General features: G+C 37.2%; 13 protein-coding genes. 5 read left to right on the top strand and 8 right to left on the bottom strand.

Annotated elements, in window-relative coordinates; all coding sequences use genetic code 11:
• Positions 1-174 precede the first annotated feature (174 nt).
• The gene (locus AC3WR0_RS11220; RefSeq protein ID WP_492552392.1) at positions 175-2,214 is read right to left on the bottom strand and encodes a catalase; all 2,040 of its coding nucleotides are present in this window, start codon (positions 2,212-2,214) and stop codon (positions 175-177) included.
• 228 nt (positions 2,215-2,442) lie between these two features.
• A complete protein-coding gene (locus AC3WR0_RS11215; RefSeq protein WP_492552391.1) occupies positions 2,443-3,768 on the bottom strand; it encodes a phenylacetate--CoA ligase family protein in 1,326 nt (441 codons plus the stop codon).
• A 226-nt stretch (positions 3,769-3,994) separates the two neighbouring features.
• On the opposite strand from AC3WR0_RS11215, the gene AC3WR0_RS11210 reads away from it, so the two are divergent.
• The 3 genes from AC3WR0_RS11210 to AC3WR0_RS11200 all read left to right on the top strand — a co-directional run bounded on the left by AC3WR0_RS11210 (position 3,995) and on the right by AC3WR0_RS11200 (position 5,427).
• A complete protein-coding gene (locus AC3WR0_RS11210; protein WP_492552390.1) occupies positions 3,995-4,687 on the top strand; it encodes a DUF421 domain-containing protein in 693 nt (230 codons plus the stop codon).
• Between the two features lie 53 nt (positions 4,688-4,740).
• Complete coding sequence (locus tag AC3WR0_RS11205; protein WP_492552389.1) at positions 4,741-4,929, top strand: hypothetical protein; 189 nt, start codon at positions 4,741-4,743, stop codon at positions 4,927-4,929.
• 93 nt (positions 4,930-5,022) lie between these two features.
• On the top strand, positions 5,023-5,427 hold the full coding sequence (locus AC3WR0_RS11200) for a DUF2892 domain-containing protein (RefSeq protein ID WP_492552388.1): 405 nt from the start codon (positions 5,023-5,025) through the stop codon (positions 5,425-5,427).
• 263 nt (positions 5,428-5,690) lie between these two features.
• Here the strand turns inward: AC3WR0_RS11200 and AC3WR0_RS11195 are convergent, their stop codons facing one another.
• The 4 genes from AC3WR0_RS11195 to AC3WR0_RS11180 form a co-directional block, all read right to left on the bottom strand.
• Positions 5,691-6,524 (bottom strand): aminoglycoside phosphotransferase family protein, encoded by an 834-nt coding sequence (locus AC3WR0_RS11195; protein ID WP_492552387.1) that lies wholly within the window; start codon positions 6,522-6,524, stop codon positions 5,691-5,693.
• A 590-nt stretch (positions 6,525-7,114) separates the two neighbouring features.
• Positions 7,115-7,372: a spore germination protein gene (locus tag AC3WR0_RS11190; RefSeq protein ID WP_492552386.1), complete on the bottom strand. Its 258-nt coding sequence runs from the start codon at positions 7,370-7,372 to the stop codon at positions 7,115-7,117.
• A gap of 130 nt (positions 7,373-7,502) precedes the next feature.
• Positions 7,503-8,123, bottom strand: coding sequence for a lysozyme family protein (locus AC3WR0_RS11185; RefSeq protein ID WP_492552385.1), 621 nt, complete (start codon positions 8,121-8,123; stop codon positions 7,503-7,505).
• Between the two features lie 348 nt (positions 8,124-8,471).
• Positions 8,472-8,618, bottom strand: coding sequence for a hypothetical protein (locus tag AC3WR0_RS11180; protein WP_492552384.1), 147 nt, complete (start codon positions 8,616-8,618; stop codon positions 8,472-8,474).
• 149 nt (positions 8,619-8,767) lie between these two features.
• Here AC3WR0_RS11180 and AC3WR0_RS11175 point away from each other — a divergent pair, with 149 nt between their 5' ends.
• On the top strand, positions 8,768-9,604 hold the full coding sequence (locus AC3WR0_RS11175) for a DUF4362 domain-containing protein (protein ID WP_492552383.1): 837 nt from the start codon (positions 8,768-8,770) through the stop codon (positions 9,602-9,604).
• Positions 9,605-9,850: 246 nt separating this feature from the next.
• Here the strand turns inward: AC3WR0_RS11175 and AC3WR0_RS11170 are convergent, their stop codons facing one another.
• Positions 9,851-10,609, bottom strand: coding sequence for an STAS domain-containing protein (locus AC3WR0_RS11170; protein WP_492552382.1), 759 nt, complete (start codon positions 10,607-10,609; stop codon positions 9,851-9,853).
• A gap of 240 nt (positions 10,610-10,849) precedes the next feature.
• Between AC3WR0_RS11170 and AC3WR0_RS11165 the strand changes: the two genes are divergently transcribed.
• A complete protein-coding gene (locus tag AC3WR0_RS11165) occupies positions 10,850-11,122 on the top strand; it encodes a DUF2188 domain-containing protein (RefSeq protein WP_492552381.1) in 273 nt (90 codons plus the stop codon).
• A gap of 113 nt (positions 11,123-11,235) precedes the next feature.
• Here AC3WR0_RS11165 and AC3WR0_RS11160 read toward each other — a convergent pair whose 3' ends face one another.
• Positions 11,236-12,570 (bottom strand): VTT domain-containing protein, encoded by a 1,335-nt coding sequence (locus tag AC3WR0_RS11160; protein ID WP_492552380.1) that lies wholly within the window; start codon positions 12,568-12,570, stop codon positions 11,236-11,238.
• Between the last annotated feature and the right edge of the window lie 72 nt (positions 12,571-12,642).

The following is a 12,642-nucleotide window of genomic DNA, read 5'->3' as shown; positions in this document are numbered from 1 at the left end:
GGGATCAGCGGGACAGGTGAGACCCCGCAGGCGCTTTAGCGCTGAGGAGGCTCACCGCACGCCCCGCGGAAAGCGAAGCATCCTGGAGTGGAAAACAACCGGCCAATTTAACAACCGCCATCCTTTAAGGACTTTTTCAGTGGCCTCGACTTTTCCTCTCTGTTTTTTTATATTCTATATAAGTCTGTCCCAGAAGCGATGTGCAGCTATCGCTTCTTTAAATGCAGCAGAAAATTCTTTTGGGTCTTCTCCTGCAATTACCCCCGGACTGTTTTCCAGTCCCGCAATCATGGTTAGCCCCTCATGTGTAGCACCAATCGGCTTATAGTGATTAAATGCTTCAGTAATAAAGTAGGCAGCTTCTTTCATAAATTTATCATTTAATTTCTTTCCGCCTGCCGCATACAAAGCGTCAAAAAGTACGGAGTCACAAGTCAGGAAGGTATGATCAATTTCTAGCTCTATCCCTTCCTCCCCTTTTAGAGTACCGAGATTCTCACTAATAATTTCTGGCTGGATTCCCTCTTTTTTTAACGCATCTAAAATTGGCATTACTTCGTTATCCTTAAATCCTTCTGCCAGGATTACACCTACTTTCCGGGTTTTCGGCAGTTTTTTTGTATTTAGCATACTTAGAGCTGGGGAAGACTTTGTATTTTCGGACACCTTAGCTTCCGGCGGATTCGCACCAATTGCCATGGCAAATCCTGTTGCCAGCACCGTACTGACATTGGCAAACATGTCGACCACTTGTTGCTGTACAGATTTACTCTTCACCTTGCCAAGCTCAAAACTAAAAGCATCAATAATGTGCTTTTTCTCTGGTTCACTCATACTGTTCCAAAACATCGTTGCCTGTGAGAAAAAGTCTTTAAAACTTTCACTTCTGCTGCGGACTTTTCTTCCTTCTACTTTCTCTTGGTAATGGACATAGCCACCCTCTGCTTCAGTGGCTGGAGCAGGTGTATTGCCGCCAAGCGAATTGTTATGATAACTTACGCGGCCAACATTAATAGTTTGACGGCCATATCCATCACGCTGATTGTTATGGAAAGGACATACAGGCCTATTAATCGGCAGTTCATGGAAGTTAGGGCCGCCAAGACGAATCAACTGAGTGTCTGTATAGGAAAACAAACGGCCCTGTAATAGGGGATCATTTGTAAAATCAATGCCCGGAACAACATGCCCTGGATGGAAGGCCACCTGCTCTGTCTCTGCAAAAACATTATCAACATTCCGGTTAAGAGTCATTTTTCCAATTATCTTAACCGGAATATCCTCTTCAGGCCATAGTTTTGTAGGATCCAATATATCAAAATCGAATTTAAATTCTTCTTCCTCACTAAGAAGCTGAACCCCTAATTCGTATTCCGGATAATCGCCTTTTTCAATAGACTCCCATAGATCCCTGCGATGGAAATCGGGATCTTTACCAGCTATTTTTTGAGCCTCATCCCAAACAAGTGAATGTGTCCCCAGAACTGGCTTCCAATGAAATTTTACAAAATGGGCCTTCCCCTCTCCATTAACCAAACGAAAAGTATGGACACCAAACCCTTCCATCATTCGAAAACTTCTTGGTATTGCCCGATCTGACATCGCCCACATAACCATATGAGCAGACTCCTGATTATTGGCAACAAAGTCCCAAAAAGTATCATGGGCAGATGCTGCTTGTGGCATTTCATTATGGGGCTCAGGTTTAAGTGCGTGCACTAAATCAGGAAATTTAATTGCATCCTGAATAAAAAAGACCGGAATATTATTTCCTACTAAGTCATAGTTTCCTTCCTCAGTATAAAACTTGGTTGCGAATCCCCTTGCATCACGGACTGTCTCAGCAGAGCCGCGTGAACCGGCGACAGTTGAAAACCTAACAAATACTGGTGTTTTGACAGATGGATCCTGTAAAAATTTCGCCTTTGTATATTCTTTCATTGATTCATATACTTCAAACTCTCCGTGAGCAGCAAACCCTCTTGCATGGACGACTCTTTCTGGAATTCGTTCATGATCAAAGTGGGTCATCTTTTCCCTGAAATGGAAATCCTCCATTAAGGTAGGGCCCCGCTCACCAGCCATTAAGGAAAACTCATCTTCTGAAACCTTTAACCCTTGATTGGTAGTGAGGATCTTATCCTTGTCATCCGCTCTAAAATCCTCTAGCTGCTCATTTTTACTTTGACTATTCACTTTTCGTTCTTCACCCATTCAGTTGTTCCTCCTCTATATTTCTTTTATGTAAAAACAGGATGCCATCACTTTTTTACCCTGTTTAAGAGCACTAAAAACAATTGGTTAAGACTTTTTATGCCTGAGTATCTAGCGATTTATGGGTTCTTCTTTTGATAGTAAAAAGCTTCCCTTCATTAAAGGGAAGCTAGATTTTAACATTTAGTTTTGCATTAATGATCTAGTGTGAATCAATCGTTAATTCAATTAAACCCCCATCTTCTCGTCGGAATGGGTAACTATCCTTACCGCTTTCCCTTCAGATCTAGGAATAGACTTTGGCTGCAGAATTTCTACGTCAACTGTAATAAGGCAATGACTTTTAATAATTCTTTGGATTTCTTTTTTGAGGTTGTTTATTTTGGCGTGATGCATATCCCCATTTACTTCATAATAAAGTGTTTCACATACTTCTACTTGAAGTTCGATGTGCTGGAGGCTGCCTTTTTTAAAGAGGTGGATTTGATAATGCGGTTCGAGTTCTTTGACATGCAGGAGAAAGTGCTCAATTTGTGATGGAAATACATTAACCCCTCGAATGTTCAGCATATCATCTATACGGCCTTTTACTCGTGACATTCTCATAGTAGTCCGCCCGCATTTGCATTTTTCTCTATTAATTGAGGCCACATCACCTGATCGGTATCGGATGACTGGAAAAGCTTCCTTCGTTAAGCTTGTAAATACCAATTCCCCATCTTCGCCATCTGGAACAGGCAGAAGTGTAAGTGGATCAATGACTTCGACAAGGAAATGGTCTTCAGCGATATGTAATCCGTCCTGTGCCTCAGGGCATTCCATTGAGACACCGGGTCCCATAACTTCACTTAATCCGTAAATGTCACACGCTTTTATATTTAGCCTTTCTTCTATCGTCTGGCGCATTTCTTCAGACCATGGCTCTGCTCCAAGAATTCCAAACTTTAACGATGTTTCTCTAGAGTTCTTTCCCAGCTCCTCCATTCTTTCGGCTAGATTTAATAAATAGGAAGGAGTACAGCAAATAACAGTTGGCTTAAAATCTTCAATAATGGTAATTTGCCTGTCTGTATTTCCTCCAGACACAGGAACCGTCACCATCCCTAGCTTCTCACTTCCATAATGAAGGCCGAGTCCGCCTGTAAACAGACCATATCCATAAGCATTGTGCATGATTTCCCCTGGCTTTCCTCCGCCAATTGTGATTGCCCGGGCCACTATTTCTGCCCAATTATTAATATCATTTTTCGTATATCCCACTACAGTTGGCTTTCCACTCGTGCCGGAGGAAGCGTGGATGCGGATTAACTCGTTTTGCGGAACAGCAAATAAACCAAATGGGTAATGGTCTCTTAAATCCTTTTTTAAAGTAAACGGAAGCCTCGTAACATCTAGGACTGATTGAATATCATCAGGATTTACTCCTAGTTCATCAAACTTCTTTTTATAAAAAGGAACCTTTTCGTATACCCTCTTAACTGTTTGCTGAAGATGCTGCAGCTGATAATGTTCAATCTCACCCTTGGGAGCGGTTTCAAAAGTATGCAAGATCATTCAGAAATACCTCCATATCCTTAGACATATATAACGAAATTTTTCCGGCTGACTATTTTCTCGTCTTTCTATTACCACTTAATTTAACTTAGAAATTCCTCAAAGTCAATAATATTCAAAATATTTAGTATTTAATTAAATTAATCATTAACACAAGAAATAAGGATTAAGGTGGGGCAAAAAAGACAAAATAACTTATGCCATTATTATCCTAAGGAGCAGCCAAATGCCTGAATATACGGAAATCGTCATTAGGACCTTAATAGCATTTATTTTACTTTGGGTTTTTGTCCATATCCTTGGTAAACAGACCATTTTCCAAAAAACGTACCATCTTTATATTGCCTCGATAACAATGGGGACCCTTGCCGGGAATTTAGCTTTTAATATAAAAATAAGATTTGGTTACTTTATCTTATCTTTTTTTATTTTGGGAACAGTTATTTTAATACTTAATAAAATGGCTGTCAGCAATATTCGTTATCGTAAATGGATAGTAGGCAAACCCATCGTTTTAATTGAAAAAGGCCATATTTTGGAGAGTACGATGAGAGAAGGTGGCTTCACACTTGAGGATCTCAAGCAGTCCCTGCGGAAAAAAGGAATTTTCAATATAGATGAGGTGGCATTTGCCATTTTGGAGGTGGATGGCACCATATCTGTACAAAAAAAGGCAGAATATCAAGCTATCACAAAAAAGGACTTACACATCAATGTTCCTCCCACCACCACTGCAATTGAGTTAATATACAATGCTTGCATATTAAACAACAATTTACTAAAACACGGCTATAGTGAAGAGTGGCTAAATACGGAACTAAATAAAAGAAAACTTAAAGTTGAAGATATATCCTATGCTGTAATAGGTACACATGGAAATTTGTATATTGATTTGTTCTGTGACCATATATCTACTTAACCCAGTAGGATAGATTCAGCCTAATTCTCATCTTAATTTTAAGGGGTAATATAATGGAAAACCAAAATGCTAAAAACCAAAAAAGTCAAATCTCAACCAATCACAACAATCAAAATACTATGGATCAGCTTGGAGAAATCATTACAGAAACAGCAGAAAATATTGGTGATTCTATTTCCCAAGTATTGAATCTTGGAAATGAAAAAAAACCTTCTAATCGTAAAGAAGGTAAATATTCGTGATAGCAGCTTGTCCTTTTACTCATTCTGAATCAGCGTAAGTCTTATTCGGTATACTACAAGATAATACGTTAATTTGAAAGTGAGAGGGATTATATGTTTTATGAAACCACCTTTTTACCGCCGACTTCAAAAAAAGTAAATATGAATACACCACCCTATATCAATGAAGAAATCATGAGAGAGATTGATGAAAATGTTAACCTGTACAGAACAAAATCTTCTCTTGAAATAAAAGAGCGCCTAAAAGAATTAGATCATGAATGGGATACAGAACGTGTTTTAGAGATGAACTTCGCTTCCCTTGCATTGTGGTCATCTCTATTGGGGCTTCTTGGAAGCAAAAAATGGCTTTTTTTATCTGGAGTGGCCAGTGTTTTTATGATGCAGCATGCCCTTAAAGGGTGGTGTCCACCATTATCAGTAATTAGGAGATTCAAAATAAGAACAGCCTGGGAAATTAACCAGGAAAGAGAGAAACTAAATAAGCTAATACATTAAATCTTCTTTGGTTTGTTTTTATAGATTTTAAAAAAAGCGCAAGCTCATGTCTGTAGGGTGAAAGGCTAAAGTCGTCCCTTCCTATGGCAACCCTTTCTACCCAAACTTTCCTCCGGCCCCCCCTTTCCGCGGACTAAATGCAAAGCCTCCTTTCTTTCCTTACTGAGGGGGCTTTTCAGCCCGTTTTCCCCGCAAATTCCCTTACAATCAACAACATGTCGACACTTAACACCATAGATACTAATCATTTTAATTTATATATTTTATTTCCACAGTTCAGTTTCGAGCGTCCATTTTAAACGCCGTACCCATTCCTTTTGGGCTTCAAGTGGTGCCTTTTGTACCCTATACAAAACCTTCCACACCTTATAGACGCAGTATGCTTTCATTTCTTCCGGAGAAAAGTGCGTTATATTATAGGTCTCCATAAAAAGCGGAAGCAGCTCATCAGCATATTCCGGGTAATGCAGCCTAGTAAACCAGCACACCCAGCCAATATCTGTTAAGGGGTTTGCCCACTCTGCCCACTCCCAATCTAGCACTGTTATTTTGTTGTTTTCGGGAAACAGGACATTATGAATGCCAAAATCACCGTGAGTCAATACCCAATTGCTTTTCTGGTCATCTATAGAAAAAAGAATCTCTTTAGATTGCTGAATAAGGTCATCAGGAACAAAGTCCAATTTCAAATCAAGTTTTTGTAAATCGCATTCCCTTACGCCTTTTGGATCATTATTGTATTTCCTCGAGTGAATAACTTTCGCCAGAGTGTCTCCCATATATTTGTATAGCTCTTTTGTTCTTTCTATTTCCTTATTGTCCAGCAGGGATTGGCCATTTAAACCTTCCCGGTAATCCATTAGAATAATTTGAATGGCGTCTGTTTCAACTACATCAAGAATCTTTGGAGATATGCCTGTACCATCTAAAATTTTCAAACTATGAATTTCATTATGTATATCTTCATTAAAAGAGTTAACTACCTTTGCTACCATTTTTGGTTCAGTTCCTTCTAACAGAAAGGTTTCATTCGTATAACCCCCAGACAAGGGAATTGGTGTTGCATTAAAAAGTCTTTTTAATAATTGTTCAGTCAATTTTACACATCCATTCATTTTATATTGGTTAATTCGAATTCCTTCTTTTGGTTAAGGTTAAATAATCCATTGGAGAAATTTTTGAGGTACTCCTATTTCTATAATAATCGAAATTCACTTATATGGGAGATTCATAATTAATATTGAAATGGAAGAATGATAATAAAAACTTGGGTCATTATTATATCCTTGTCTTGCTATAAGGAAACTGTTAAAAGAATTTGAATTTGGACTGCAGAAGTCAGAGTTTCTGTATTTTAAGAAGTACTGAATAAAGTGGGGTTGGCAAAATTTTTTATATATTTTGCAGGTGTAGGTACGGCAGTATTCACAATTTCCAAGTAAACATACCTTATTTGCTTTTGCAGTTTCAACTACTATTTTCTTTTATAAGCGTACTGTAGGAGCTATCTTGTCAGTGTTATCTTTATTAACGGGGTGTCCTGGATTTGGATAGGGCATCACTATCCGTCTGACATAGCTGGGAGCGCAATTTTAGGCTCCTTTATCAGTATGTCAATTCACAAATATCAACTCTTATGAAGAAATAAATGAAATGTAATGATTAGTATTCTTCATTTTCTCAGTAATTAAGTGCCTCTGACGCTCGGTAAAATGGACTTAGATTGGGAAGGAGAATGGTTAACTGCTTCCTCATTCGCCTGTGTTTGAGGCATGTGCAAAGCTGATGTATCACCAGTTCCATAAATTTCCCCTCCTGAATTTGAACTTCCTGAACCAGATTGATTATTTGTGATTGAAATTGGGGAGATATAAACAGCTCCGCCAAAATTAACAATACCACCAGAAATGGTATTAATATAAATTCCTTCTCCACGTATCGCCACAAATAACACTCCCCTCTAATTTTTATATGTGTATGCACCGGATTATTAACCTGTATAAACAAACACCTATAACAAGCATGTATCTCCTCTACAAATAAATAAAGCCCCCATAAAATGGGGGCTGACTCATCTATATCTCCATCGATTTTTCCATAATCTTGGTTACAACAGGTATACTATCTATTACCTTTTTTGTGTAGGTATAATCTCCAAAACAATATGGATATCGGAAATTGCCGAGATTACCCCCACATTTGTAGGTAGAAGGAGATTTCTTCACTTGCAATTCGGAATATGCTTTTGCTAAAGCTTCGGTATGCTTTAGGCCGTGCTCAGCAACAAAATCAATATAACCAGGGCCCATATTATAAGCCTGGATAATAGTATCAAGGTCTACCTTCTTTTTTCCGCCATAAAGATACATTTGATGAAAATGAAATACACCCTGCTGTATGCTTTTTTCAGGACTGTTAATTTCATTCCGCTGTTTCCCGGCTGATTCAGACGCCTGCATAGGGTCATTCCCTTTTCCCTTGCTTTCCTGATACATGATGGCCATGAGCAATGGAGTGAATTGATCCATTTTATATTTTAACAACTCATTTGTTATTAGAGGTTTATATTGAAGAATTCGATCTTCCTGCGGCTTTTCAACTAGGGTATTATATGCCCAAAAGGAGGAAACAGCCAATATTAATAGTATGATTGTAAAGGACGAACGTCCTCTTTTTCTCCTTTTCTTATTAGACATATATTCACCGCCTTACCTAACTGATTTTCAAAACATAATCTTCACAAGGTTATATTATAATATAGAAATCTATTAAAATGCACCTGGTAAAACCAATCATTTTATAAAAGATTTTCGTTTAAACGATTGGCAGGAATTCTCCTCACTTATGAAAAATCCATCTCTAAAACGAATAATATTTCTTTTATCGGGACTAACTTTTCTTAGTACACTGCCCTCAAGCGAAATAATTACATCCAAATGCTACTTTAATTCATTCTAGACTTCGCACTTTCATAGTGCCCATCTAAAATTTATGGGATTATGTACGTTTCCCGTAAATTGAGGATGGAAAACAATGTTTGCTTCTCATCTGATACCCAGCACTATTTTCCTGGTATCCCTACTTTCATGGCAATGGACATCTAAACCTTTATTCCAATTACTTCTGTCCGCTTCCGTGAAAGAATCCACATCTTTTAACTTTTTTCTTCCAAGGACAGCTAAAACTTCCATTAGCCTCCTTCCACTCCAATGGAACAGGACCTAGAATGAACCCATCGTTTTCGATATTACTAATTTTTCCGGATAAATATGGGTATTATTCTTATTGTAGCGCAACCTTATCCTATACTAACCGTCTACCTTTAAAAGGGGGTCATTAATTGAAAAAGTTCATCCTAGCTGTACTTTTTATATTGACTTTTATTTTCTTATTTAGTTGCAGTATTTCTAAGGAAACCATTACAAAGCCCGAACCTGAGATTTCAGAAACCGATATAATAGAAATGCATGGAGAAATGGAAAATGCAGAGAGACTTGACCTATTTGTGGAACAAGTAAACAAGAACGTAAAGGATAAAGTACGGCTGGTCAGATATACAATTGAGGGAGACCCCATTTTTCATATCCTTGACTATAACGGAGAAAAATTGATTTTGACCATTGATACTTCCCATGACCAATATGGTCAGGGAGGAAAAACCAAATATGAGTGTACGGGTATTAAGAAAACAGAAACCGACGTGGAAACTAAATATTTTCTAACAGGATGCCCTAATAATGAAATAGGAAATCTGCTTACGATTTCGTATGACACAGAGAAAGAAGATTATTTTGGATTCAGGCTTAAGTTTGGAAAAACCAAAAAACACGAGATTAATACTAAAGAACAGTCTGTAACCATGGCCCTTCCTAATGGAGATTATAAGGTCGTAAAGGATTTTCAATTATCCAGGCTTGAAATGAATCAAATTTATAAATATATGCTTTTTTCGAACTACCTTGGTGAAAAAAAGTTCTCATCCGATTGCGGTGACTCCTCAGAAAAGCCGTATGAGCTAACAGTCTGGATTAATGATGCCACCCGGGAATTTAACTGGAAGGAATGCGACAAAAGCAAGGATGGCAAGAAAATGACTAAACTTGCGAATGAAATCATTACTATTCTTAAAAAGAATCCGGTATACAAGGAACTTCTTCAGGATTTTAGTGGAATATAGACTTTAATATATAAATAAACCTTTAGTCGAAAAGGTCATAAACTTAGAAACTTTAATGTTCCCATACAAAAAAGCTTGGTTTCTCCAAGCTTTTTTCTTGTTTATTACTTTTCCATTGATATTCTATCTTTGAGTAATAGTAATCCCGTTCATCATAGCAGGACCGTTACAAACAGTTCCCGTATTGCATAATATTGAAGCCTAGTTTGGTTTTCTTTATCCAGTAATTTTCACCGCTCTTACTTACTATTGCTCAGATTTTATTATGTATTGCAATCCAGCATAAGCTGTTTGGAAGGTCAATATATTCTTGTTTAAATCACCAGCAGCCATGGCTAACTCCGGTGTTATACCAACTAGAATGCACTGTGTCCCTATTAGGTTCAAACAGTCATTTAATTTTTGAAGCTCAAATTTCGTTTCCAGTTCAAATTCATATAAGCCACTAAGATCGATTAAGACGTTCTTAATACTATTTTGAGCGCATTGTTCCAAAACAGAAACGATTAACCGATCAGCACGGCTTTTATCAAACTCTCCTATTAGAGGAAGCGCGAGGGTGTTCTCCCATATATTAATCATTGGAACAGACAATGCATTAATAAGCTTCTCTCTTCTTTCGTCTTCTTCCGCTTTTGTAGTAACGTCCATAAGCATTACAACATATCCGTCAATGGTTCCAGATACAGCTTTTAATGGAGTCACCACAATATCAGCCACAAATTGATTTCGTATATTTATTCTTGCCCTATGTGTTTCAGTAAGCTTTTCCATTACGACTCTTTGATATTTAGGATTTTGATGAAAGCTATCCATGTTTGTTCCAATTAACTCTTTTACACTGGAATAACCGAAAAGTGGAACCACATGAGATAACAGTTTAGCAGCAGCTTCATTCAGCCAAACTATATTATAATTTTTATCAGCTAAAATGATATTTTCTCCGATACTATTTATCGCATTTAAAGCCTTTATATTTTCTGGCCAAATTCCTATTCCATTCATTTTATTCCACCTTAAAACTTTAGTCTCGCTATTATAGCACAAAACATGCTAATATCCTTTTTTCAAGGCCTAACACCTTGTTGGTATCATCAATAATTACATTCTCCGGCAGAATATATAAAAATATACCTATTGCTTTTCCATACTATATTTGCCTCTTCTCACACCTAGGCTATGTTTTTTACGATTCATTAGAGGGTAATGTTAAACCAAGTACCAAATAATAGAGGAGGCATAACAATGGCAAACAATTCACATGATGGACGCGATCAATACTTTAAGGAAAGAGCAGGAACCGATGATGCCAGGTTCCACGTTGTTCCGCACGATGAAGAGGGCTGGGCTATAAAAAAAGAAGGTGAAGATGAACCTGAATTCACTTCAGGCTCTAAATCCGAAACAGTCAAAGAAGCAAAAAGAATGGCTGAAAAAACTGGCACTATGGCGTACATCCACGATGATGATGGGAAGATTGAAGAGCAATTTAACTATCAGGAAGAAGCGAACGAGTAAATTGATCTCCTACCAATATTGAAGGGCTGTCCTAAATGATAGGACAGCCCTTCTTATGTTATCTCTATTAAGGATTGTAATCTTGAAAAATTCCCTATGGAAATGAGATTTTATTAGTGTTTTTTCAGCCTAACAAACCGTCTTTTTTTGTGGATAGGTTCATTTTTGACGGACTCCTTTTTAAGAAGATTTAAAAAGCGGAACATTTCAAGCGCAAGAAGCATGCCACTAATCCACACTGCACTAAATACATACCCAGCCACCAGATCGCTTGGCCGGATTTGGTGAAGATAAATTCTGCTTGTGAAAGACCATGATAAAACTAAAACAAAGAAAACAAAGGTTATGAAGGATAAAATCCAATTTCTCTTATGCCGAATCAGCATGATGAATAAAAATCCGTAAATCGACAAGACCAGGATTGAAGGCATATCCGGGAAATGAGGGCTAATCCTGTTTCCCAATATAAATTGGGTAATCCAGTGAATTCCTTTTGATAATAAAATATCTCCTGCTAAAGTAACAACCCAAAAACGCAGTTCAAGTGTCCTGTTTTTATTATTAATAAATATTACAATGGCACTTATTAATGCAATGATGGCTAATACCCTCATTGATGACAAATGATTTAACATAATCATAATTCCGTTCCAGTGTTTATTAAATAAAGAAAAAATAATTGTCTTAGTCACAATATTAAATTGGTCATTCTCATGACTAATAAAATTTTGGATAGTACCCACCATTAAAGAAAAGAAGATTACAAACAGGCTAAAAATGAAAAAGATCATAAACTTGATCTTCAGGAAACTCTTATATTTCTTAAAAATAGCCTGGTTTAAGAGAAGAAATGATTCCTTTACAAATTGTTTATTTGCTTTAATAGCAATATAAATAAGCACTATTACAGCAATTAATATGCTGGCAAGCACGAGCCACTTTTTTATTTCTGCTTCATACATATCCCACTTGGGACCTAGCAAATTTCCTAATGAAATGAAAACTCCTACCCAAAGCAGTACACCAATATTAGCAAAAACAGAAAATGTCCGGAATGGAAGCTTTATTACACCTGATATAATACTGGCTATATGTCTGACGCCAGGTATAAAGAAAGAAAAAATCAACAGGACTTTTCCGTATTTTTTATACCACGAAGACATTTTGTCCATTTTTTCAGGTCCCATATGGATATAATGACCGTACTTTCGAAAGAAAGGTGCCCCCAGTTTATATCCAAGCCAATAGGAAATAGTTATTCCAATGGCTCCTCCAAGACCTGCCGAAATAATTGAAAGGTAAATATTCATTTTCCCCTGGAAACAGAGAACTCCAACATAACTCATAAGAGCTTCATTTGGGATAGGGAGAAAGATGAGTTCGAGCATCAATGAAATAAAAAGGACAATATATCCATACTGATTTAGCAAATGAATGATTAGATCCAAGGTTAACACCACCGTTTTAAATAAACCCTTTATATTTCCGAGTTAAAAAAGTTAACAACATATATTACACTT

This window comes from Neobacillus sp. FW104-15D2, from assembly GCF_058790155.1.
The sequence above is the reverse complement of the archived record's forward strand: the minus strand, read 5'-3'. Positions and strand labels throughout refer to the sequence as shown.